The sequence below is a fragment of the Acetobacter sp. genome (assembly GCF_052102375.1).
Taxonomy (GTDB): domain Bacteria; phylum Pseudomonadota; class Alphaproteobacteria; order Acetobacterales; family Acetobacteraceae; genus Acetobacter.
Genome location: NZ_JBQDXI010000014.1, coordinates 15,465 through 39,801, shown reverse-complemented (window position 1 = coordinate 39,801; position 24,337 = coordinate 15,465). Strand labels below are relative to the sequence as shown.

Annotated in this window: 22 protein-coding genes; 7 read left to right on the top strand and 15 right to left on the bottom strand. The window is 53.4% G+C overall.

What is annotated here, in order from left to right:
* Positions 1–121: 121 nt before the first annotated feature.
* The 3 genes from lpxB to ACTIDN_RS07945 are packed head-to-tail and all read right to left on the bottom strand — an operon-like array spanning position 122 to position 3,114.
* Complete coding sequence (gene lpxB, locus ACTIDN_RS07955; RefSeq protein ID WP_441376622.1) at positions 122–1,291, bottom strand: lipid-A-disaccharide synthase; 1,170 nt, start codon at positions 1,289–1,291, stop codon at positions 122–124.
* Between the two features lie 57 nt (positions 1,292–1,348).
* Entirely contained in the window at positions 1,349–2,098 is a 750-nt protein-coding gene (locus ACTIDN_RS07950; protein WP_441376621.1) for an ATP-binding cassette domain-containing protein, read from the bottom strand.
* 2 nt (positions 2,099–2,100) lie between these two features.
* Complete coding sequence (locus tag ACTIDN_RS07945; protein WP_441376620.1) at positions 2,101–3,114, bottom strand: hypothetical protein; 1,014 nt, start codon at positions 3,112–3,114, stop codon at positions 2,101–2,103.
* Between the two features lie 182 nt (positions 3,115–3,296).
* On the opposite strand from ACTIDN_RS07945, the gene ACTIDN_RS07940 reads away from it, so the two are divergent.
* Positions 3,297–4,736, top strand: a complete 1,440-nt coding sequence (locus ACTIDN_RS07940; RefSeq protein ID WP_441376619.1) for a SulP family inorganic anion transporter — start codon at positions 3,297–3,299, stop codon at positions 4,734–4,736.
* 48 nt (positions 4,737–4,784) lie between these two features.
* Here ACTIDN_RS07940 and ACTIDN_RS07935 read toward each other — a convergent pair whose 3' ends face one another.
* Positions 4,785–5,411, bottom strand: coding sequence for a sulfite oxidase heme-binding subunit YedZ (locus tag ACTIDN_RS07935; protein ID WP_441376618.1), 627 nt, complete (start codon positions 5,409–5,411; stop codon positions 4,785–4,787).
* 3 nt (positions 5,412–5,414) lie between these two features.
* On the bottom strand, positions 5,415–6,365 hold the full coding sequence (msrP, locus tag ACTIDN_RS07930; protein ID WP_441376617.1) for a protein-methionine-sulfoxide reductase catalytic subunit MsrP: 951 nt from the start codon (positions 6,363–6,365) through the stop codon (positions 5,415–5,417).
* A gap of 143 nt (positions 6,366–6,508) precedes the next feature.
* Here msrP and ACTIDN_RS07925 point away from each other — a divergent pair, with 143 nt between their 5' ends.
* Positions 6,509–7,384, top strand: coding sequence for an NAD(P)-dependent oxidoreductase (locus ACTIDN_RS07925; RefSeq protein WP_415507909.1), 876 nt, complete (start codon positions 6,509–6,511; stop codon positions 7,382–7,384).
* Positions 7,377–7,664 carry a helix-hairpin-helix domain-containing protein gene (locus tag ACTIDN_RS07920; RefSeq protein ID WP_441376616.1) on the top strand — a complete coding sequence of 96 codons (288 nt, stop codon included), beginning with the start codon at positions 7,377–7,379 and terminating at the stop codon, positions 7,662–7,664. The genes ACTIDN_RS07925 and ACTIDN_RS07920 overlap by 8 nt, the downstream gene beginning before the upstream one ends.
* A 32-nt stretch (positions 7,665–7,696) precedes the next feature.
* Here ACTIDN_RS07920 and ACTIDN_RS07915 read toward each other — a convergent pair whose 3' ends face one another.
* Complete coding sequence (locus ACTIDN_RS07915; protein WP_441376615.1) at positions 7,697–8,434, bottom strand: squalene/phytoene synthase family protein; 738 nt, start codon at positions 8,432–8,434, stop codon at positions 7,697–7,699.
* Between the two features lie 281 nt (positions 8,435–8,715).
* On the opposite strand from ACTIDN_RS07915, the gene ACTIDN_RS07910 reads away from it, so the two are divergent.
* Positions 8,716–9,324 (top strand): superoxide dismutase, encoded by a 609-nt coding sequence (locus ACTIDN_RS07910; RefSeq protein ID WP_415507906.1) that lies wholly within the window; start codon positions 8,716–8,718, stop codon positions 9,322–9,324.
* A 102-nt stretch (positions 9,325–9,426) separates the two neighbouring features.
* Here the strand turns inward: ACTIDN_RS07910 and ACTIDN_RS07905 are convergent, their stop codons facing one another.
* On the bottom strand, positions 9,427–10,011 hold the full coding sequence (locus ACTIDN_RS07905) for a TetR/AcrR family transcriptional regulator (RefSeq protein WP_441376614.1): 585 nt from the start codon (positions 10,009–10,011) through the stop codon (positions 9,427–9,429).
* Positions 10,012–10,138: 127 nt separating this feature from the next.
* On the opposite strand from ACTIDN_RS07905, the gene ACTIDN_RS07900 reads away from it, so the two are divergent.
* The 3 genes from ACTIDN_RS07900 to ACTIDN_RS07890 all read left to right on the top strand — a co-directional run bounded on the left by ACTIDN_RS07900 (position 10,139) and on the right by ACTIDN_RS07890 (position 14,301).
* Entirely contained in the window at positions 10,139–10,672 is a 534-nt protein-coding gene (locus ACTIDN_RS07900; protein ID WP_441376613.1) for a hypothetical protein, read from the top strand.
* Between the two features lie 271 nt (positions 10,673–10,943).
* Entirely contained in the window at positions 10,944–13,547 is a 2,604-nt protein-coding gene (gene clpB, locus ACTIDN_RS07895; protein ID WP_441376612.1) for an ATP-dependent chaperone ClpB, read from the top strand.
* Positions 13,548–13,668: 121 nt separating this feature from the next.
* Positions 13,669–14,301 (top strand): NUDIX hydrolase, encoded by a 633-nt coding sequence (locus tag ACTIDN_RS07890; RefSeq protein ID WP_441376611.1) that lies wholly within the window; start codon positions 13,669–13,671, stop codon positions 14,299–14,301.
* Here the strand turns inward: ACTIDN_RS07890 and ACTIDN_RS07885 are convergent, their stop codons facing one another.
* The 8 genes from ACTIDN_RS07885 to dusB form a co-directional block, all read right to left on the bottom strand.
* Entirely contained in the window at positions 14,302–15,204 is a 903-nt protein-coding gene (locus ACTIDN_RS07885) for a ketopantoate reductase family protein (protein WP_441376610.1), read from the bottom strand. It lies immediately after the preceding gene.
* 98 nt (positions 15,205–15,302) lie between these two features.
* Positions 15,303–16,619 carry a GTPase HflX gene (gene hflX / locus ACTIDN_RS07880; RefSeq protein WP_441376609.1) on the bottom strand — a complete coding sequence of 439 codons (1,317 nt, stop codon included), beginning with the start codon at positions 16,617–16,619 and terminating at the stop codon, positions 15,303–15,305.
* Entirely contained in the window at positions 16,600–16,881 is a 282-nt protein-coding gene (hfq, locus tag ACTIDN_RS07875) for an RNA chaperone Hfq (RefSeq protein WP_086652122.1), read from the bottom strand. The genes hflX and hfq overlap by 20 nt, the downstream gene beginning before the upstream one ends.
* A gap of 62 nt (positions 16,882–16,943) precedes the next feature.
* Complete coding sequence (ntrX, locus tag ACTIDN_RS07870) at positions 16,944–18,335, bottom strand: nitrogen assimilation response regulator NtrX (RefSeq protein ID WP_048838726.1); 1,392 nt, start codon at positions 18,333–18,335, stop codon at positions 16,944–16,946.
* Complete coding sequence (locus ACTIDN_RS07865; RefSeq protein ID WP_441376608.1) at positions 18,325–20,592, bottom strand: ATP-binding protein; 2,268 nt, start codon at positions 20,590–20,592, stop codon at positions 18,325–18,327. Before ACTIDN_RS07865 ends, ntrX begins: the two co-directional genes overlap by 11 nt.
* A gap of 10 nt (positions 20,593–20,602) precedes the next feature.
* A complete protein-coding gene (gene ntrC / locus ACTIDN_RS07860; RefSeq protein WP_441376607.1) occupies positions 20,603–22,042 on the bottom strand; it encodes a nitrogen regulation protein NR(I) in 1,440 nt (479 codons plus the stop codon).
* Between the two features lie 63 nt (positions 22,043–22,105).
* Positions 22,106–23,215, bottom strand: coding sequence for a two-component system sensor histidine kinase NtrB (locus tag ACTIDN_RS07855; protein ID WP_415507899.1), 1,110 nt, complete (start codon positions 23,213–23,215; stop codon positions 22,106–22,108).
* 9 nt (positions 23,216–23,224) lie between these two features.
* Positions 23,225–24,289, bottom strand: coding sequence for a tRNA dihydrouridine synthase DusB (gene dusB / locus ACTIDN_RS07850; protein WP_415507898.1), 1,065 nt, complete (start codon positions 24,287–24,289; stop codon positions 23,225–23,227).
* Positions 24,290–24,337: the final 48 nt, after the last annotated feature.

Here is a 24,337-nt window from a genome sequence, read left to right as displayed (position 1 = left end):
CCATTACCACAACCACTACTAGATCAGGCGTTCACATTGGACCTATTGAACCGGCGTTTCAAAGCTTGTTTGCCTGTTGCACCTGATTGCTCAGCGCCTTAGAATATTCTTTCATCAAATGTTATTTTTTGTTCTTCAATAATTCCAAAATCGCATCTGCCGCAGCTTCCGCCGGTTGCCTGCCATCCGGGCCCTGCAAACCGTCCAATACAGTTTTAAAAGCCTGCTTCTGGCGCTCAGCCACGCCAGGTTTGTCAAATAAAATGGTTACGGCCTGTGCCAGTGAACGGGGATTACACTTCTCTTGCAACAACTCAGGGACAATCGCCCTACCTGCCAGCAAATTAACCATGGCAACATGCGGCACACGGATCAGCCGCCGCGCCATGAACGCTGTTACGGAGTTTACACGATATGTCACAGCCATAGGCACACCGGCAAGAGCCAGTTCCAGTGTAGATGTGCCTGACTTTGTCAAAGCAGCCCCGGCAGCGGCAAAAGCATCGTGCTTTTCTTGAATATCAGTCACAATAATGGGCTGTACCGGCCAGTCTGATGTCCCTTGTATTATCGCCTGTTCCACCACAGCGGACACCGGGATAACGGGAACAAGGTCTGGCATGGTCTGGCGTAACAAAGACAGCATGCGCCCAAACACTGGCAACAGTCTTGGCACTTCTGAGTGCCTGCTTCCCGGCATGAGAATAAGCAGGCGCGTATTTTCCCCTATTCCATGCTGCTGACGAAATCTTGCAGCATCTCCCAACTGTGCGCCTGACTGTAAAACAGGGTGCCCGACAAAGCGGGTGTGTAGCCCATGCTTGGTAAAAAAGGCCTCTTCGAACGGAAGAAGACAGAGCAATTCATCCCATAAACCGGGAAACTCCCTCACCCTTTTCTGCCGCCATGCCCAAACCTGTGGAGCAACATAGTGAACCCGCAGCACGCCTAGATTTGCAATGCGTTTTAATAACCGTAACGCAAAACCCGGACTATCAATCGTCACAACAACATCAGGCTGAAGTGCTGTAATATGCTCTACTGCCTGATCTAATCTGGCGGACAGCGCGCGTAGGCGCGGCAGAATTTCCACCAACCCCATAACGGCTAAGTCTCGCATGGGAAAAAGACTACTGAGCCCTTCTTCCTTCATCCGCGCGCCGCCAATACCGGCAAACCGAATATCAGGATTTTGAGCCCTTAAAGCCTGCATGAGGCGCGCACCCAGCACGTCACCACTGGCCTCTCCAGCAAGAATCCAAATCAAAGGGGATGAGTTCTGTTGTGCCATGTTGCTTCCCATAAAACACGTCCAGCCCTCGTGCAATGAACGATGCAGGGTACAACGTTACACTGTACTTTTGGCTTCTGTCCGCAGAGACGTCACGACATAGCGTTCAAAATCTGCCGGAGACCCTTTTTTGAAATCCGCCATTTTGCTCTCATCAAGCATAAGTCGATTATGCCCGCTTTCCAACAACATACCGGCTTTACAAAATTGTAAAAATGCTAACGGTTCATGCAAGGTTGTTATCAATAAAAAATCTTGCTGCGCCATATTATTGAGACACTCTTTCACATCAAAAAGTGAAACAGGATCAAGCCAGTTAAATGGCTCATCAAGCACAACCATTTTTTGGCCACCAGCAAACGCACAATAGAGTGCCACTCTTTGCTTCATTCCAGCAGAATACTGGCCCACAGGCCGATGCCAGAACCGCTCCACCCCCAATGCCTGCCGTAAAGGGCCAAGACTATTATCTAACGCAGGCTGACCCAGTTGCTGCGCCACCAACGCGACAAGGTCTTTCCCGCTCAGATCCAAAGGTAGATGCGTAACATCCGGCATGAAGCCGATTTGGCGCGCCAAATCTTGCCGGTGTACCGGAACTTTACTGTTCCCAAGATAAAATTGCCCCGCATCAAGGGGTAAGCGACCACACATGGCACGCAGTAATGTCGTTTTACCCGCACCATTGGCTCCAATAATACCAAACCAACCGGGACCGCAAATATCCAGATACTCCAGAGACACCACCACTTTATGATGATGCTCAACCTGCACACCCTGAGCCAGAATACGTGGATACATCATCATGGTTACCCCAATACTCTCCAAAGAGATCGCCGATTTAAGGAGACAAGGCGCGCACATTGCAAAACGAATAAAGGCATAACTGCGGGTAAAGCGCAGAGAGCCGTTACCAAAAGGAGTGCGACATCAGCCGAAAGTGCGACCTGCGCCCATCTCTCAGACTGCACACGAAAATGCAACGTGACGAAAACAGACATCACAAACGCTAAACATCCCACAGGGACAATAGTCTTTAAAGCAATACCCCATAATGATGGGAAAAATACGATCGGTGTACTGAGAAAGAGAACACCATAAATACGAGTAATGTTTTCCCTCCACGCGCTTTTGAGCACCTTTTCACCCATCATCACACCAAAGGCTGCACGTCGTGCATTATAGGGTTTAAAAAAACACAGAAAGACAACAACAGCATAGCACACACTAAAACAGCGCGTTCTGTCAGCTTCAGTTTTCTGATAAAAAGATAAAATACAAATACCCGCCACAAGAAAAATTTTCGCAAAGAACTGAAATTTTTTATTGGCGAATATCTTGGCACTATGTCCCCTTATTCTAGGACTAAATTTTGGAACACGACCTGCTCTGTTCTCCAGAGAATGAGCACACAAGAATGATGCACCCCATACCCCTGCTATTATTACGAACTGAGCAAGAGAGAGAAAAATATGTTCAAACGAAAATATGCAAAAAACAACAATAAAGGAAAAGAGAGTCAGAAAAAATCTGTATACAAAAATCTCTCGTTTATTTAACGCAGCAACAGCCATAATAGAGTGCGCGACCAAATACTTAATTCTCAAAGAAATAAAGATGTTGGCCAACCCCGCACACACCACATGTAACACTATCACAATAGGCCACGCTACAATGTGTTGAGACCTATGCACGAAGGCAAAAACCAGCGCCATACTTAACAACAGAGTTATGGCACAAACTGTTAAACGGTCTTTTCTGCTCACCAGCATAGTGGCAAAAATTATAGCCAGATATTTTATTTCATACCGCAGCAGAAGCATTTTTTTCTCAATCCGACTAAAATAAGGCCGCTCTTTTATTAATTTCGATATTATAACGTAACAGATCTAAGCTTTCTACTTTTAAATTGTCGCTTACAATTTACCTGCCGCCACGCTACACACGGCATACTTCATCTCACACCATAAATAACATCCGTTGTAATACGGTAGAAAGGATTTATGTGACTGTTCGTACCTATATTCAGGAATGGACAACAGACCCGACCAAAAATGTGCTTGCAGGCATGGTTGGGACATTTGCCCTTATTCCTGAAGTTATTGCGTTTTCCTATGTCGCTGGCGTAGCACCAGAAGTTGGGTTGTTTGCCTCCTTTGTTATCAGCATTGCTATTGCCATCACGGGTGGCAGACCAGGCATGATCTCCGGCGCAGCAGGTTCGGTTGCCCTCGTAGCAGCAGATCTGGTGCACGAGCATGGCTTGCAGTATCTGCTGCTGGCAACGCTTATGGCTGGCGGCATCCAAATTCTTTTTGGTCTGTGCAAGCTCCAGAACATCATGCGTTTTGTCTCGCGTGAGGTGGAGATGGGGTTTGTCAATGCGCTGGCCATCCTGATTTTTTCCGCTCAGGTGCCGCAAATGCTGCATGTGACCTGGCATACCTATGCGCTGATAGGCCTGGGACTGGCGATTGTTTATCTGCTCCCACGCGTAACAACGCTCATTCCCTCTCCGCTCATTTGTATTCTGGTCTTAACCGGCCTGACCATGGCGTACCCCATGCCTGTACATGTGGTGGCAGACCTTGGGGCTTTACCAACAGGCTTACCGACCTTCACCCTGCCACACCTGCCGCTCACGGTGGAAACGTTTAAAATTGTGCTCCCTTACGCCTTTGCAATGGCCATGGTCGGTATTCTGGAATCCCTCATGACGGCTGGCGTCGTTGATGAAATAACGGATACCCACAGCAACAAGCGTATGGAATGTACAGGTCTTGGTTTCTCCAACATCATGGTGGGCCTGTTCGGGGGGATTGCCGGATGCGGCATGGTGGGGCAAACTGTTGGCAACCTGCGTTATGGTGGCACTGGCCGACTGTCCACTTTTACAGCCGGCGCGTTTCTGCTGTTGCTACTTGTCGCGCTGCATAAATTTGTAGCGCAGGTACCGGTTGCTGCACTGGTGGCCATTATGATTATGGTGTCTATCAGCACATTCTCCTGGTCCTCCCTGAAAGAACTTGTGCGCCACCCTCGCCTTTCTTCCACTGTCATGCTGGTAACTGTAGTGGTTGTTGTGCTTACGCATGATCTGGCAGCCGGTGTAGGCTGCGGCGTCTTGCTCAGCGGGTTGTTCTTCTCCTTTCAGGTCATGAAACTGCTGCGCGTGGAAAACAGCCTTAGCCCTGATGGACAAACCCGGACCTACCATATTGTAGGGCAGCTCTTTTTTGCCTCAACAACAGTCCTGACGGACGCCATCAATTTTCAAGATAGCGCCCCGACAGTAATACTTGATCTGGATCGCGCAAAGATATGGGATATTAGTGCTGCGGAAACGGTAGAAAAAATAGCAGAACGCTTAAGAGCGCGTGGCAAAACCGTCCATCTGCACTCCGCTGACCAAGCCGACACAACCCTACTACAAGCGGTGCGTTGAGACAGTCTGAGCCTGTTCCATACCCCTACGGAACAGGCTCATTGAACGTTATGCCGCCTGTTTACGCACGGGCGTCTTAATCAAACGCGTAACAAGCAGTAGGGCAGCAATAGCCGCATAAATAAACGGCTCCACATGCCACGTTTTAAACGCGATACTGTAGTGAATACTTGCCAAAACCATTGCCAGATAAACAGTTTTGTGAAGTGGTGCCCACTTCCGCCCTAGGGCACGGATGGTACGCCGGGTGGAGGTCAGAGCCAGCACCAGCAGAATAAGAAACGCCAGAAACCCAAACGTCAGGAATGGACGAGAGGTAAAGTCCTTCCACAAAATATGCCCGTCAAAATGGCGCGCGACGCCAACATAGAAAATCACATGCAGCGCAGCATAGCTAAACGCCGCCAACCCAAGGGGACGGCGATAAAGAATAAGATTAACACCCGCAAACCGCTTTAGGGGCGTCACCGCTAAAGACAGCAGTAAAAAGCGGAACGCATAGCGGCCAAAATCGTGCAGGCAGACAGAAACAGGGTTAGGCCCCAGATTTCCGGCCATACCTTGCGCCAAATCATACACAGCAAAAATAAGGCAAGCCAGATAAAGCAGCACTTGGCGGGTTAAAGGTGACAGGCGTTTACGTTTGCGCTGAGGCGATGGAGCAGTAGGATCCATATATTAAAACTCTTTCCGTAAGTTCATGTTTTTATATAAACTGGCAACCAGCTCGGAATATCCGTTAAACATCTGCGTGGGCTTACGTGCGGTCCTGAACACGCTGCCTTCCCCAATAATTTGCTCACTGGCCTGACTCCAGCGTGGATGATCGACCTCCGGATTGACGTTGGCGTAAAAGCCGTATTCCTCTGGAGCCATCAAATTCCAGCTGGTTGGTGGCTTCTTGTCTGTCAGGGTAATGCGCGTGATGGACTTTATGCCTTTGAAGCCATATTTCCATGGCACAACCAGCCTTATCGGCGCACCGCTTTGGGGGGGTAGGTCCTCCCCATACACACCGGTTGCCAGCAAGGTGAGCGGATGCATGGCCTCATCTAGCCGCAGCCCCTCAACATACGGCCATTTAAGAGAAAACAACCCTCCAGCCTGCCCCGGCATTTCAGACGGTCTGACCACAGACGTAAAAGCAACATACCGGGCCGATTGTTGAGGAGATGCTGCGCGCAACAGGGCAGCAAGTTCAAACCCGCTCCACGGAATAACCATGGACCACGCCTCCACGCACCGCATACGGTAAAGGCGTTCCTGCTGGCCAAACTGCTTTATCAGGGCTTCTATGTCCCATGTCTTTGGGTGATCCACCAGCCCATCAACCTGCACACTCCACGGCCTTGGTTTGAAGCTACCCGACAGCTCAGCCGGGTCAGACTTTTCCGTGCCAAACTCATAAAAATTATTGTAGTTCAGAACATCCTGTTTAGGCGTTGGCTTTTCCACAGCGGGCCAGCCGCGCTGTGTTTCGGGCATGCCCTGTAGCGTGGAGGCCCGCGCCCCCTCCGGCCCCAAAGCAGCCAGACCTGCTGCGCCAGCTATAACCGCGCGCCGTGACAAAAAAAGCCTGCGGGGCGTAATCTCGGAACCTGAAGGCAAAGGATAACGAAAAACTGACATGTTCTGAGGGCCCTTTCACAGCAGAAAGCCTGTTGTAGGACGTTTTAAAGCGGAGCACAGTGCCCCATGCTTCTGCCTGAAAACCGTATCAGGCTCTGTTTCGTTTGTGCCACAAAATCAAAGGTGGAGAGAAAGGAATTATCATGACATCCCAGCAAACAATCGGTTTTATCGGCTTTGGTGCCATGGCATGCCGTATGGCAGACAATCTTAAAAAAGCTGGGTATGCCGCTGTGGCTTACACACCGTCCGGCAAGGGGGGAGATGGCTCCACCCCCTTTCTGCCCAGTGCCGCAGAGGTCGCACGCAAAGCCAATTTTGTGCTGGCCTGTGTACCAGATGATGAAGCACTTGCCGCCTCCATGTATGGTGCGGAAGGTGCCCTTGCCGGTATGAAGGAAGGTGACCTGCTGCTTAATACCAGCTCAGTTTCTCCCGAAGCCTCCGCCGAGTTACTAAAAGCCGGGCAAGCCAAAGGCGTGAGTGTTATCGACTGCCCAGTATCAGGCAGTACGCCGGAAGCCGAAAGCGGCAATCTGGTCATTCTGGCTGGCGGGGATACTGCCACCATAGCACGGGCCAAACCCATTTTTGACTGTATTGGCAAAACAACCGTCCATGCAGGCCCGGCAGGCAGCGGCACGCGTCTTAAACTTGTTATCAATGGTATTATGGGCGCGGGGCTCGCCGCCGTGGCAGAAGCTATTGCTTACGGTTTGGCTTCTGGTCTGGACCGCTCCATGCTCTTTGATGCGCTGGATGAAGTAGCTGTTATCTCCCCGCATCACAAACGTAAGATCCGGGCTGCAAAAGCAGGCGATTTCTCACCTCAGTTTCCGTCCCGGCTTATGCAGAAAGACATGCGGCTGTTAATGGACGCCGCGGCCCGCCAAGCCGTGCCAGCACCAACGCTCGCTGCTGTTACACAACAACTATCCCTCGCCCGTCGTGCTGCGGAAGATGCAGACTACTCTGTGCTGATTGGTGTCATGGAAAAAATTGTCGCAAACGATGCCTAAGACAGATCTTGCAACCCTGTGGAATGTTGGCAAAGCCGCCTTGGCCGATTTTGCTTTGCTGAATATTCATTCCATCGCGCAGCTTGCAACGCAGGAGCCAGATATTCTTTATCTGGCTCTCTGCCATGCCACAGGCCAGAGGCATGACCCCTGTGTGCATGATGTTCTAAAAGCTGCCATTCATCAGGCCCGGACCGGAGAAGCACTGAATTGGTGGGTTTTCACGCCTGAACGAAAAGCCAGACAGGTCCAGGGTACTTTTCCGAACTATTCTCCCTGAACAGAATTTTTACTGATACCTATCGTGCCTTTCTAGGCCTTTAACCCTGCTGCCATAACTGCAAGCCTGTCCATGATGCCACGCGCCATACCGGCAGACTGGCTGCCTCGGCCTATATCCCGCCTCGCCAAAACGGCGGGCAGCAAAGCAACCTGATATGGGCGTGGTACAGATTGCCTGTTATCGCTCTGCTCCAGCCATGTCTTTGCGATCTTTTGCAGACCCTCTGGTGATCCGGGGAAAATGTAGCGCCCACTTTTTTGCAGAACAGGCCAATGCCGCAGCATGGCACCGGCCCCGTAAGCAGCCCCGCACGCGCTTAACTGATCGAGCAGAATTGAGTCCTGAACGGCCAAAGCCTCACCCACGGCACGTTGCAGGCCACCACTGCCTTTTAGCATCATGCCTGACCAGTGTGTGACATCCTGTTCGGGTGCAAGTTCTGTCTCCCGCGCATCCAGAATACCCAACACGGTTGAATACTGAAATACACCGCGTTCCAGCGCAGCGAGCATAAGGGGAGCAATTTCGTGCTCGGGGGCCCGGGTTCCTTCCAGCACATCCCGCCACCATTGCAGGCGGACATACCCTGCCATTGGCCCAACCACAGCGCTGGATCGTGCGGGCGCTAAAGCACGGGTCACTTCATTGTGAAAAGCCAGAAGAGTAAACACATCCTCCCGCACCCCGCGCGGCAGAAACTGCGCACACAAAGCGCGGTCCGGGTCCTCAGCTTTAACGCGGTCTTCCAGACTACTGGCAGAAACCATCCGTTTTTTCTTCCTTCGCTGTTAGATCAGCACCTGAGCGTGGGGTGTCTTATAGTAAAACACTCTCTGTTCTTTGCCCTGAGCCACTGTCATGCATTCTGTGATGGTCTTTTAGGGAGCCTTTTCCATTCCGGCACGTTGGCAGACCACAACCCGGAACGGCGGCAGTGGCAAGGCACTTTGTCTTAACTGTCATGGACCTGTCCCTTGACGCCCGCTGCATTGCCTCATAGCTCTGGGGAACGGCGCATCACCGCCTTGAATTTTAACGGAGTATTGTCATGGCTTTTGAACTGCCAGCACTTCCCTATTCCTACAACGCTCTTGCCGCTCGTGGCATGTGCCAGGAAACGCTTGAACTGCATCATGACAAGCACCACCAGGCCTATGTGACAGCACTCAACAATTTTGTTGAAGCCAAGCCCGAGCTACAGGGCAAGTCACTTGATGAGATCATTCTGGCTGTTAAAGGCGATGCCTCTCAGGCTCCCGTCTTCAACAATGCGGGCCAACACTGGAACCATATCCTGTTCTGGCAGAACCTGTCCGCTAATGGCGGCGCTATTCCTGACAAACTGGCTACCAAAATCAATGGTGACTTTGGCAGCGTTGATGCTTTCAAGGAAGAATTCAAGAAAGCAGCAATTTCACAGTTCGGTTCAGGCTGGGCATGGCTGGTTCTGGGGAAAGACGGCAAGCTGGCCGTAACCAAAACGGCTAACGGCTCCAACCCTCTGGCTGAAGGCCACGGTAAGGTCCTGCTGGGTCTGGATGTATGGGAACACGCATACTACCTCGACTTCCGCAACCGTCGTCCTGACTACATCACCAACTATCTGGACAAGCTTGCAAACTATGAGTTCGCAGAAGCTCAGTTGAACGCTGCCTGATAAAAAACTGAAAGCGCGGCGCTGATACCAGAGCCGTGTTACAGTATAAAAGGCCGCCCGCCTGCGTATATTCAATACGCGCGGGCGGTCTTTTTTATGCGCTTACAGTGCGAGACGCGCCATAACCTGCACGACAAATTTTTCCAGTGTCTGCCCCGGCTCCCGCTCTACAAACGGGTCCAGCAATCCATCTAGGGCCAGCACAGCCAAACCATGCACCTGTGCCCAGCGAGCCGCCTGAAGTGCAGATGCCGCGGCATCTGTAGATGCTCCATCGGCCGTGGTTGCTTTTTTTTCCAGAATTGAAAAGGCGCGTTGCGCCACCTGCCGGAAACCGGGCTGTGTGCCATCTATTGCATCACTCCTGAACATCAGTGTGAACAACCCAGGGTTTTCGAGCGCAAATAAAATATAGGCTATGCCAACTGCGTTCAGGGTCCGAGGTCGCACCTGCTCCATATTACGGGAAAGCTCTTCAAATCCCTGCGTTGCAAGAGCCGTTAACAGACCTTGTAAATTACCAAAATGTGGTGTTGCCGCCATGGCAGACACACCAGCAGCCCGTGTAATGGCGCGCAGCTTCAGCCCTCTTGGCCCCTCAGTCTCCAGAAGCGTTCGGGCTGTCTGAAGCAATGTCGTACGCAGATTGCCGTGATGATACTGACCCGACTGCGGTGCATCCTGCATCTCTACGCCCCAAACTTTACACTGTATATTTTAATTGACAATTTCCGCCCCTTCGCACCAATCTATACACTGTAAATACGGCACCACTTGTCCTTTTTGTGCCTCTTTTTCTCCAAGAGTGATCATCATGATGCGCCGCCTGCCTTCTCCACGCTTTTTTCTGGAATTTGCAAGCCTGATTATCTTCTGGCTGCTGGCAACGTTCTGCTCCGCCAAAACAGCCATAATGGTGACACTCGCTTTCGTGGCCGCTGACACGATACGCCGGTTGCTCAGTAAGGCATCCTTCCCCCGCCTGTGGGTTATCTGCTCTGTTCTGGCAGTTGTTTTTGGTGTGATTGATCTGCTCGCCCCTACCCCCTTCATAATACGGTATGAAGGCAGCATTACAAACCTTGTAACCTGCGCCAGCTTCATATGGGGCGCCTATGGCTCCCCTTCTCTCATTCAGGAAATGGTGGAAGAGAGACAAGGCTTTACCTTCCCCCCGGAGCGGCAGGAACTTCTATCTTTCTTCAGGATATTTACTCTCGCATGGGCAGCTTATTTTGCGGCTAAAGCAATTTTATATGGATGGCTTGGCACTCATTACCCCCGCCAAAAGCCATCGCGTTGCGCTCGACATTGGGCACTCTTAGCCTTGCCGTTATGGTTCTTGTAAGCATGCAAGGCAGACGTATTTTTTTTCTCTGTCAACGTGCAGGATTTTTCCTCCCTCGCACGACCACAGACTCCTGAGATTTCCGGGTTTTTGCCCCGATACCAGACACTTGCACCCTTTTGCTGCACAACAGATTTGCACCATCCCCTCTTGATTGTTGCAACAGACGTTCCAATCTCTGTTAGCGAAGAAAAGACCATGCCTCCACTGCCATAATGGGGCGGAGACAAGGCCTTCAGTCGCCTAAGTAAAAGGGACAAGAGGGATAGTTATGGACATCGCAAAATTTACAGAACGGTCTCGCGGTTTTCTACAAGCTGGACAGACCATCGCCCTGCGTGATTTCAACCAGCAATTCACGCCGGAGCATCTGCTCAAAGCCATGCTGGATGATAATGAAGGTGCTGCGTCAGCCCTCATCCGCGCGGCAGGCGGCAACCCGGAAGCCGTAAAAGCGGCAACAGAACAGGCGCTTGCCAAACTGCCAAAAGTGCAAGGTGGCGGTGCAGGCCAGCCCCAAGCCACGCCAGATCTGGTGCGGCTGCTGGATGGCGCTGAGCAAGCAGCACAAAAAGCTGGAGATAGCTTTGTTGCGCAGGACCGCCTTTTGGTGGGCATTGCGCTTTCCGACACGCCAGCCGGTAAGGCCCTGAAAGAAAATGGGGCAAAGCCGGATGCGCTGGAAAAAGCCATTGCCACCATAAGAAAAGGACGGACCGTGAACAGCGAAAACGCTGAAGCCAACTTTGACGCACTCAAAAAATATGCCCGTGATGTCACGGCTGTTGCTCAGGCTGGCAAGCTTGACCCGGTTATTGGCCGTGATGAGGAAATTCGCCGCGCCATTCAGGTTCTGGCCCGCCGCAGCAAAAACAACCCGGTTTTGATCGGTGAGCCTGGCGTTGGTAAAACAGCTATTGTTGAGGGGCTGGCTCAGCGCATCATCAATGGTGACGTACCTGAGGCCCTGAAAAACAAAAAACTGCTCTCCCTAGACATGGGGGCGCTGGTTGCTGGTGCCAAATATCGCGGTGAGTTTGAAGAGCGGCTAAAAGCTGTGCTGAAAGAGATTGAATCCGCCGAAGGGCAGATCATCCTCTTTATTGATGAAATGCATACGCTGGTTGGCGCTGGCCGTAGTGATGGGGCTATGGATGCCTCCAACCTCATCAAACCGGAACTCGCACGCGGCACCCTGCACTGCATTGGGGCCACCACGCTGGATGAATATCGTAAATATATTGAGAAAGACGCGGCTCTTGCCCGTCGTTTCCAGCCGGTATTTGTGGGTGAGCCGTCTGTCGCGGATACCATCTCCATCCTGCGCGGCATTAAGGAAAAGTACGAACTGCATCATGGTGTGCGGATTACGGATGGTGCGCTGGTTTCCGCAGCAACGCTGTCCAACCGCTACATCACGGACCGCTTCCTGCCGGATAAAGCTATCGACCTGATTGACGAAGCTGCCAGCCGCCTGCGTATGCAAATTGACAGCAAACCGGAGGAACTGGACGAGCTCGACCGCCGTATCATTCAGCTCAAGATTGAGCGTGAAGCCCTACGGAAGGAAGACGATACCGCCAGTAAAGACCGGTTAGAATCTGTTGAAGCAGAACTGGCCGATCTGGAAGAGAAGTCTGACGCCATGAGTGCCGCATGGCACGCGGAGAAAGACCGTGTAAATGCCGTGCAGAAACTTCAGGAGCAGCTCGATCAAGCACGTTCCGAAGTAGAAGTGGCACAGCGCACAGGCAATCTGGGTAAGGCCTCTGAGTTGATGTACGGGGTTATTCCCAACCTTCAGGCTCAGATCACGCAGGCACAGGACGCACAGTCTGACCCCGGCACAACAGATCTGGTTTCCAAAGCTGTGACCGACCAAGGGGTGGCCTCTGTGGTTTCTCGTTGGACTGGTGTTCCGGTTGACCGGATGCTGGAAGGCGAGCGCGCTAAACTGCTGCGTATGGAAGATGAACTGCGCCGGTCCGTTGTTGGGCAGGAGCCAGCCCTTAAAGCTGTGTCCAACGCCGTACGCCGTGCCCGCGCAGGCTTGCAGGACCCTAACCGGCCCATCGGGTCTTTCCTGTTCCTCGGCCCGACGGGCGTGGGTAAGACAGAACTGACCAAAGCTCTGGCACGTTTCCTGTTTGATGATGAGAAAGCTCTGCTGCGTGTAGACATGAGCGAGTTCATGGAAAAACACGCTGTCTCCCGTCTGGTCGGTGCGCCCCCCGGTTATGTGGGATATGAAGAAGGTGGTGTGCTGACTGAGGCTGTACGCCGCAGACCGTATCAGGTCATCCTGTTTGACGAAGTTGAAAAAGCCCATGAGGATGTCTTCAACATTCTGCTTCAGGTGCTTGATGATGGCCGCTTGACCGATGGTCAGGGCCGTACGGTGGACTTCCGCAATACCATTATTGTCCTAACCAGCAATCTTGGGTCCGATGTGCTGGCACATCAGCCGGATGGTGAAAGTGTGGACATGGTACAGGCGCAGGTCATGAAGGTGGTGCGTGAGCACTTCCGCCCTGAGTTCTTGAACCGTCTGGACGAGATTATCCTGTTCTCACGGTTGCAGAAAGCAGACATGACCACCATTGTGGATATCCAGATTGGCCGACTGCAAAAACTGCTTGATGACCGTAAGATCACTCTCAAACTGGATGATCTGGCGCATGCCTGGTTGGCAAACGAAGGCTATGACCCGGTTTACGGAGCACGCCCACTGAAACGGGTTGTGCAGCGGAGCCTGCAAAACCCACTGGCTGAATTGCTGCTACAGGGCACCATCCACGATGGTGAAACTGTACCGGTCTCTGCCAACGGTGAGGGCCTGACGATTGATGGCAAGTCAGCCGCAACACTGGCTTGATACGTCACCGTTCAAACACGTTTAATGCAAACGGGAGAGCTTCGGCTCTCCCGTTTTTGCATTCAGAGTCTTCCTGCCCTATCAAGGTTTTTTCTCTTGGTCGGTACGGAAGGACAATGTCATGGCAGAACCTGCGTGGCTTATCTGGGCACGAGACATTCAAGCTATTGCACAGACCGGCCTGACTTACGCACAAGACCCTTTTGACCGTGAACGATACGAGATGCTGCGCACCCTTGCTGCCCGCATGATGGCAGCCGGGAGCGCAGAGCTAGAAGACCGTATTGAAGCATTATTTGCCCAGCAGCATGGGTATGCCACGCCAAAACTGGAAGTGCGCATTGGTGTATTTGATACACAAGGCCGCATTTTGATGGTGCGCGAAATTCTGGATGCCAACCGCTGGACCATTCCCGGTGGCTGGGCGGATGCAAACCATACTGCCGCACAATGCGCCGCCAAGGAGGTATGGGAAGAAACAGGCTACACTGTCCGTATTACAAAACTTGCCATGGCGCTGGACCGTACAACCCAAGGCCATCAGCCCCCTGAGCCGTTTACGGTTACAAAGCTGTTCTTTTTAGGGGAAATAACCGGCGGTAGCCCGACAACAAGTATAGAAACCAGCGAAGTACGTTTTTTCGGGCAGGATGAACTTCCTGAAGATTTATCTCTGGGCCGAGTATTACCCGAACAGATTGCTGCACTTTTTGCGCACCACCAAGAGCCCAACAAAGCAACAGATTTTGATTAACTAGCGAGCCAAACAGTGACTTTTCTCTGCCAGTCTTGTTAACACCAGAATAACCTGATTGGCAGGTGTGGCGATACCAAGCTCCTGCCCTTTCCTGACAATATAACCGTTCAGAGCTTCTATTTCAGTCGGTTTGCCACGTCGTAAATCCTGAGCAGTCGAAGACATCTGCTCGGGCATCGCGCTTGTTATAGTGAAAAGGTTTTCCATAATTTCTGGCGAACTAGGAATACCAAGTGCAGATGCAACAGTCTGGCATTCCTGAACAAGACTGACCATGACATCTTGCACACCGTCTATCTGCATCATGCGGGCATAAGGCATCTGCGAAAGTGCCGATAAACCATTATAGGCACAATTCACCATCAATTTCTCCCATAACACCGTCATGATGTGAGAAGAAACCGTTACAGTAAAACCCGCCTGCGCAAAAAATGCAGCATTATTTGCGCTATTTTCAGCCTGCCCTATAACCAGACGGTTGCCACCATGATGAACAACATGGCCTGCCGCAAGCATGCTGACAGCGATATATACAGCAACCGGCACAACTGGCCGATGCGTCACGCTTTCAAGACGCTGAGCGTTTTCCACACCATTTTGCAAACTGAAAACAACTGTGTCCGGCCTCAATGCCGGAATAAGGTCCCGCCCCGCCTGTTCTGTGTCGGCTGACTTTACACATACCAGCACACAATCTGCTGGCTTTAAATCCTGTGTTTGAGGCACCGCTTTTACAGAAACACTCTGTTTCCCGGTTACCTTATCACATCTTAGGCCATGCTGGCGCAGCACCTCATATTGTGCAGGACGCGCCAGAAAAGTCACATCATGACCGCTCTGGGCGAGCGCCCCGCCAACATAAGAGCCGATAGCCCCTGCCCCAATAACAACCACATGCACAGGCAGTCTTCTCCATTCCCGTTATAAGCTGCGCGGAACAGAAGCTATAAACCCCGACAAACACCACATCCTGATGTTTTAACGACTTCTACACCTCATCAGGCAACAAGCGGCTTCACATGCTTGAACTGTGTTTCAAACCGTGCCCGGTCTTCCGCCAGCAGACGCACTGTGATTGTTGTATCGTCCTCGCCATCCTGCCGGTCTGTCACTTCCCCATGCTGGTAAAGCCACGCTGCCGCTGCACCGTCAGACAGAGCCATACGGTAACGCACTACCTCCATGGAGGACGTGATATGCCGGTCTATCAGGGCCATGAGTTCCGGCAACCCATCACCTGTAATAGCGGAAATAGCGACCGTTTCTTCCGTTTGCGGCACAGCTTCCGGGCCACCTAGCAGGTCCGCCTTGTTCATGACTTCAATCATGCGGCTAGACCAGTCAGCCTCAATCATGTTGTCACGCGCCATACCATGCAGCACACCAAACACATCTTTTTTCTGTGCGGCGCTGTCAGGGTGCGCAATGTCGCGTACATGCAGGATGATGTCGGCCTCAGACACTTCCTCCAACGTCGCGCGGAACGCGGCAATCAGTTCCGTTGGCAGATCACTGATGAAACCCACAGTGTCAGACAGGATAATGCGCCGCCCAGATGGCAACGTAATAGCCCGCATGGTGGGGTCCAGCGTAGCAAAAAGCTGGTCTTTTGCGTAAACCGTAGCCCCGGTAAGCGCATTGAACAGCGTTGACTTGCCCGCGTTGGTGTAGCCCACAAGGGCTACAACCGGAAACGGCACACGTTTACGGGCCTGCCGGTGCAAACCACGCGTACGGCGCACCTGCTCCAGCTCTTTCTTCAGCTTGACGATACGCTCGCCAATCATGCGGCGGTCGGCTTCCATCTGAGTTTCACCGGGGCCGCCCAAAAAGCCAAAGCCACCACGCTGCCGCTCAAGGTGGGTCCACAGCCGGACAAGGCGCGAGCGTTGGTATTCCAGATGAGCAAGCTCAACCTGCAATGTCCCTTCCTTGGTTGCTGCACGCGCACCAAAGATGTCCAGAATGAGCCCTGTACGGTCAATAACCTTACAACCAAACTCCCGCTCAAGGTTACGTTGCTGGCCGGGCGTCAGCCGTGCATCCACGACCAGAACATCAATCCCGTCCGCTTTCACGGCAATTTTGAGGGACTCTACCTGCCCAACCCCCAAAAGGGTGGCAGACCGTTTAGTACGAAGCAGGAGAACAGCTTGTCTGACAATGACAAGCCCGATGGAGGCAGCAAGTCCAACAGCTTCTTCAAGCCGGGCTTCAGCTGCCCTTACATCCTGCTCATGGGCTGAACGCTCCCATGGCAGAATAACAGCGCCGCGTGTTGCGGTAGGTTTTGTCTCAGTTAAAGTCGTCGCCAAGTGTTATATCTCTGTCTGTTGGCTCTGTCGCCGCTGTTTCAAATACATTAACCGGTATGGATGGCATTACGGTGCTGATAGCATGTTTATAGATAAGCTGCGTCTGGTCATCACGCTTCAACAGAACAGTCGTGTCGTCAAACCACGTAATGTTACCCTGCAACTTAACACCATTGACCAAAAATACCGTCACAGAAGCCCGTGAGCGGCGTATCTGGCTCAAAAAGGCATCCTGCACGTTGTATCCGGTTTCTTTTTCCACTCTCTGAGGCCCTATTCTCGTTTTTTGTTAAAGCCGGAATGTCGCTGCTTTGCGCAGATACATTAGCCCGCCCCTCTGTCTTCCGACGTTACACCAAGCTGCTTGAGTTTGCGATGGAGGGCACTACGCTCCATGCCAACAAAAATTGCAGTCCGGCTGATATTACCCCCAAAGCGCAAAAGCTGCGCCTGAAGGTACTGTGTCTCGAACATATCCCGTGCCTCACGCAGCGGCAGGCTCATGACATCGGCAGACGCATCAAATTTCAATAAGGCCGGTGCGCCTTCCCCTACGGAAGAAGGAAGCATTTCCGCCCTTATTGGTTCAGTCGTGTTGCCGGGCATCATGATTAATACCCGTTCCATCAGGTTACGCAGCTCGCGCACGTTACCCGGCCACTCATATGCCTGAAGCGCTGCTATGGCATCGGCTGACAATTCACGCTTCGGCAAGCCTGCCATTTCCGCGGCACGGCGCAGGAATAGCTCAGCAAGACCCGGTATGTCATCCCGCCGCTCCCGCAGACCGGGCATACGCAGCGGCACAACAGCCAGCCGATAATACAGGTCCTCCCGGAAGCGCCCTGCCATAATCTCGGCTTGCAGATCCCGGTTGGTTGTCGCCAGCACACGCACATCAACCTTCACGCGCGTGGAACCGCCAAGCCGCTCAAATGTCTGGTCCTGTAAGGCACGGACAATTTTACCCTGTGTCTCCAGTGGCATGTCTGCCACTTCATCCAACAAGAGCGTACCACCGTGGGCGCGTTCCAGCACTCCGGTACGCCGGCCTACACCATCCGCATTGCCTTCCAGCCCGAAGAGTTCTTCTTCAAAACGGCCAGGTGCTAGAATGGCACAGTTCAGGGCAACAAACGGGCCATCCATCCGCCGGGAGCGAGCATGAATCATCCGGGCAGCAACTTCCTTGCCGGAACCGGGGCCACCCGTAATCAGCACACGAGACCCTGTGGGCGCCACACGTTCAATCTGCCCCCGCACGGCGGATACAAGAACGCTATTGCCGAACAGCTCTGTATCCTGCCCGGCACGCAGGCGGAGTTCTTCATTTTCCTTGGCCAGACGGGCAGCTTCCAGTGCGCGTCGTACAACGACTAAAAGACGGTCGGCCTGAAATGGCTTTTCAATAAAGTCGTAGGCACCATGCTGAAGCGCCGCCACTGCGGTCTCAATCGTCCCGTGCCCGGAAATCATGATGACAGGAACAGATGGTTCCTCCCCATGCAAAACATCCAGAATACCAAGACCATCCAGCGCGGAGCCTTGCAGCCACACATCAAGAATAACAAGCGACGGCCTGCGGGCACGGAAGGCTGCTATGGCTGCGTCAGACGTGCCAGCACCCCGTGTTTCGTACCCTTCATCTTCCAGAATGCCCTCAATAAGCATCCGGATATCCGGTTCATCATCAATGATCAGGATTTCATGAGCCATGGTCGTCTTTCATCGGCAAAATCAGAATAGCCACAGTTCCTGTTTCCTCCGCCCTGTCCTGCAGGCGCACCGTTCCTCCATGGTCTTCCATGATTTTTTTCACAATAGCCAACCCTAAGCCGGTGCCTTTAGCCTTGTGTGTTACGTACGGTTCCGTCAGGCGCTGCCTGTCGTCAATTGGCAAGCCAACCCCGTTATCCGTAACAGAAATCTCGACCTCGTCTTTCTCCTCTTGCAGGCCAATCCATATCGCGCCTGCCACGTTTGCGCCATCTTGCCCAACATCACCCTGTTTTGCCGTCATGGCAATGGCATCCGCTGCATTCTGTAACAGGTTTATAAGTGCCTGACTTATCAGGCGCCTGTCACACCGGACAACCGGGCCGCGATCTGGCAAATTGACTGTGTACGTAATTTCAGGATGTGCATTCCGTTGCAAGACCAAAACTTCCCGGACGATACGGGACAGGTCCTCTTTGGTCATGACAGGCTGTGGCATACGGGCAAATGCTGAAAACTCATCCACCATACGGCCTATATCGCCAACCTGTCGTACGATAGTATCTGCACATTGTGCAAATGTGTCAGGATCTGACGTAATTTCCCGCAGAAAACGACGCTTGAGCCGCTCCGCTGCCAGTTGAATGGGCGTGAGTGGATTTTTGATCTCATGAGCAATACGGCGCGCCACATCCGCCCATGCAGCCTTGCGCTGAGCAGATTGCAGGGCTGTTATGTCGTCAAAGGTCACAACATATCCGCCCGTGACAGCCCCCTGCATTTCCGCGCCAATACGCACAAGCAACATGCGCCGGTTGGCAACAGGACCTGTCTGCACTTCCTTGGTAACAACCTGATCCGGGGCGGCTTTGGCTTCGGCCAGAATATCAGCAAAGTCTGGCACACGCTGGGCCAGCGGTGTGCCCTTGGCGTCCATCAAATCGGTTTGCAACAACACGCTGGCGGCCCTGTTGGGCAGTTCAATATGCTGCTCCCGGTCAAGCCCGATCACGCCAGCGGAGACACCAGACAAAACAGCCTCCGTAAAACGGCGGCGCTCGTTAATCTGCCCGTAAGCCGCCATAAGCTCGGAACGCTGACTGGCAAGCTGTTCTGTCATACGGTTGAACGCGCGTGACAGGCTTGTTACTTCATCATCGCGGTCGGCTTCGGGCACATGCACCCCAAGGTCACCCTCACTGATGCGCCGTGCGGCAAGAATAAGAAGCCCGAGCGGACGGGCGATCTGATTGGCCAAAGCCAGGCCTATCAGCGCCGCAGCGGCCAGAACCAGCAACGCCACCAACGCAAATATCATGACAAAAGTGAACTGGATTTTGGCCTTGTTGGCATTCAGACGATTATAGTCCGCCACCACCATTTCCGTTCTGTGCATGTGCTCCAGAATGGTGGGATCAACAAGACGTGTAATGACCAACATGAGCGCTGGTGTCTGGGAGAGCTCGACAACAGCTCTCACCGTCCTCTCGTCAGGCGAATCCAGAATGGCAATATCGTTTGTGCGGGCCATGGTCGTGGCGGCTGGTGGCGGCAAATCCTGCATGTAGCCGGTACGGCTCATCAACCCACCAGCAGCACGCACCTTATTGGTGATGGGGTCATAAACCACCGCCTCCGTCAGCCCACGAATGGTTGCCTGACTATCCAGCATCTGCGCCAGTGCATCATGGTCCTGCAACAGGTTCATGCCGCTTGCTGCCAGTTCGTTCTGGGCGCTGGTGATGTAATTGGACATTGAAAAGGCATCGGTCCGGATATTGGCGTTATGCTCGCTCAAATACCCGCGCGATGCCTCCAGCGCCTCGCGCAGCGCCGTATTCACGCGGTCTGAAAACCAGATCTGAATCCCATAGTGAAAGAACAGAGCCGCAAATGCGCCCACAACAACCGTTGGCGCTACCGCTACAATACCAAACAGCGTAACCAGCCGCACATGAAGCCGTGCCCCTGCCAGCCCCTTGCGTTGCTCGGACAGCATGGGGCCAACACGAATGACAATAGCCACAAGCAACAGGCACAGAACCAAGCTGTTCAGCACTATGACCAGTGGCTCTATGATGGAATAATAGTGCCCGGAAGACATCCCTCCGGACAGCACAACAAAGGTGGCAAAACCCAACCCGAGAGCCAGAGCCGCAAGCGTAAGCGCAACGCTTTTACGCTCAAGCGATCGGAAAACCCAATGCAGGCGGCTGCGCGGACGCACGTCTGGCGCGTTACGGAAAAAGTTTTTCATGGTGAACCTATCAGACAGGCCCACGCACTACGGGGATTTCCAGCTCCCGAATTTTCTTGCGTAAGGTGTTTCTATTCAGCCCCAGCATGGTTGCCGCCTTGATCTGATTACCGCGGGTTTCCGCCAGCGTCATTTGTATCAGGGGGCGTTCAACTTCTGCAATGACACGGGCATACAGGTCATGAAGCGGCATACCTTCGCGCCCTGCCACAAGGTAGCGCATGATATGACGGGAAACCGACTCTGCCAAAGGCTCTTCCACTGAGGATTTTTCGAGTGTTACGTCATTGGCCAACGGTTCGGCCAATTCGGCGTCAATCAGGTCAGCCCCAATGGTCTCCTGCGGGTAGAGAGCGACAATACGGCGAATGAGGTTTTCCAGTTCACGCACATTGCCCGGCCAGCGCCATGACTGTAGCCGCTCTATGGCTGACTCATCCAACACTTTTGCTGCACCACCTGCCTGACGACACAGCCTTAGAAAATGATGTGCAAGCAAAGGAATATCTTCAAGCCGCTCCCGCAAAGGCGGCAGGCGGACAGGCACCACATTCAAGCGATAGTACAAATCTTCCCGGAACGCCCCGGCGCGGATGGCTTGCCGGAGATCCCGATGCGTGGCCGCAACAATACGGACATCCGCCCGAATGGGTGCACGGCCACCCACGGTGGTAAATTCACCATCCTGCAAAACACGCAAGAGACGGGTCTGCGCTTCTGGTGGCATATCGCCAATTTCATCCAGAAACAGTGTTCCCCCGGCAGCCTGCTCAAACCGGCCGGGGCTACGGCCACCCGCCGTACGCTCCTGCCCAAACAGTTCAGCCTCAATCTGGTCACGCGGGATAGCAGCCATATTGACCGCAATAAACGGTCCCCCTCGCCGCCGCCCATACTCGTGCAAGGCGTGGGCAACCAGTTCCTTCCCTGTGCCGCTCTCGCCCGTAATCATAACTGTCAGGTCCGATGTCGTCAGGCGGGCAATACTGCGATAGATCCCTTGCATGACCATGGACTGACCAATAAGGGGCAACCGCTCCTCTGGTATACTTGCCACTGAGGGCGCTGGCACATCCTGCGCGGGAGCAGCAAGAGCGCGCCCTACAACGCTCAGCAATTCTTTCAGGTCAAACGGCTTTGCCAGATATTCGAATGCACCGCGCTGGGTTGCCTTGACGGCTGTTGTCAGGTTGGACTGAGCGCTCATGACAATAATACGCAGGTCAGGCCGCGCCTGCCGGATACGGGGGATAAGGTCCAGACCACTGCCATCGGGCATGATGACATCTGTAATCACCAGATCCCCCTCGCCTTCCTCCACCCATTGCCAGAGTGTGGCTGCGTTAGGGGTTGACTGAACCTGATATCCTGCACGGCCCAAGGCTTGCCCCAGCACGGTCCGAATGGAGCGGTCATCGTCAGCAACAAGAATGGTGGGCAGTGGGGTCATGGCGGCGTGTCACATTCAGCAAGGTTGCAGCGGCAACAGGTCAAGAAAATAGAAAAAACAAAATCAGCCCGAAGCGGGCGGCTCTGAAACAATAGGCAGGTAGAGGCTTATTTCCGTACGACCGGGCCGGCTTTCCACTTCAATCACGCCACCATGGTCATCCATAATTTTTCCAACCAGTGCCAGCCCGAGGCCGTTTCCACTGATTTTGGTACTTAAAAATGGTTCAAACAGATGGGGACGAATGGTCTCGGAAATACCCGGCCCTGTGTCCCTTACGGTCACAACCAACGGGAGATGCCGCCACTGGCTGGTACCCGGCAAGGCCAGCCGAATACCGGGGCGATAACTGGTCAGCAGCGTAATTTCGCCCGGCTTATCCGTCTCTTTAATGGCTTCTGCCGCATTTTTCACGAGGTTAAGCATAACCTGTATGAGTTGGTCCCGGTTACCCCAAACATGAGGGAGAGAAGGGTCATACCGTTCAATAATACGGATGCCGGAAGCAAAGCCTTGCTCAGCCAGCAACCGCACATGCTCCAGCACCCGGTGAATATTGAGCGAGCGATACTCCGTTGGGGCTTCACCAAACATGCCCATGCGCTCAACCAGCGCATCAATACGGTCTACCTCGTCACAAATCAGGCTGGCCAACTCCTTGTCCTGCTCGGAGACAGCATTTTCAAGAATTTGGGCCGCCCCCTTAATGCCTGACAGGGGGTTACGGACCTCATGCGCCAGCATGGCGGCCATGCCGGACACACTTCGTGCCGCAGAGCGAAACGCCAGTTGCCTATCTAGGTTACGCGCCGTGGAAGAATCGTGGAATGTCAGCACAATAGCGTCTGGATTTTCAGGCATATCCGCGCCCTGCACGGTAATACCTTCCTTGTGAAAACGCGGTGTACTGAAAACCAGTTCGTGCTCTGTCACACTGCCGCCAATTTTGCGCAGGTGCTCCACCAGCAGGAAGAGCGGATGATCTTCCGGCACAAAGTCCTTTAATCCGCTCTGACAAAGCTGAGAGCGGGACGTTGCAAAAAACTCCTCAGCCGCTGAGTTCGCAAACCGGATCCCGTTATCAGCCCCAATTTCCAGAACCGGCACTGGCACATTGTCCAGTATCAGGCTGGCGGCAGAACTGGAGTTATTGGGAGCCGGGCGAGCTTTCATGCGCGTGCGTCAGGCTCCACACGTAACATCAGCAGCATCTGCATGCCGGGACGCTCTTGGTTCACGCACAGCACCGGCTGCAATTTGCTGATCATAAAAATCAGAGATCATGCTGATGGCTTCGGGCGCATTATCTACACGGTTCACCGCAGCTCTAAACCCGGCTGAACTATGTAGGCCAGCGGAATACCAGGACACGTGTTTGCGCGCCAAGCGCAGGCCGGGGCGTTCACCAAAATGCTCCAGCATCATGCGGTAATGCTCCAGCACGATCTCTTTTTCCGCACTAAGCGAGGGGTCTGGCACGTCCTGCCCTGTACGCAGAGCGTGGGCAACCTGCGCCAGAAACCACGGGCGACCGTAACAGCCCCGCCCTATCATCACACCATCAGCGCCGGACTGAGCCAGAGCCGTGCGGGCATCATCAACCGTAAGAATATCGCCATTAACAATAACTGGCAGGTCAACAGCATCCTTGACCTTACGGACAAAAGCCCAGTCCGCCGTACCATTATAAAATTGCTGGCGGGTGCGGCCGTGCACCGTGATCATGCGGATACCCACATCCTGCGCAATGCGGGCCAGAACGGGCGCATTAAGGTGCTGGTGATCCCACCCCATACGCATTTTAAGGGTAACCGGCACAGATACAGCCTTGACCGTAGCATCCAGTAGGCGGGCAGCGGCACCCTCGTCGCGCATCAGCGCTGATCCGGCCATCTGCCCCACGGCAACTTTTTTAACCGGGCAGCCAAAGTTAATGTCGATCAGGTCCGCCCCACGCCCCACAGCAATACGGGCTGCTTCCGCCATAGCGTCCGGGTCACACCCGGCAAGCTGTACGGCATTGGGGCCACCGGCGTCCGCCACCTCGGCCATACGCAATGTATTATCGTTCTCACGCACCATAGCCCAAGAGGCGATCATTTCCGACACAACCAACCCCGCCCCGAGTTTACGGGCAAGCCGCCGGAACGGCAGATCAGTCACACCAGACATGGGGGCCAGAATAACCGGTGTCTCAATATGGACACCACCAAGGTCTATTGGCCGCAATACGGATTGCGTTTGCACAGTCTTTCCCACTTTGCCTATGATTTAGGCACAGATACCGATATCCCT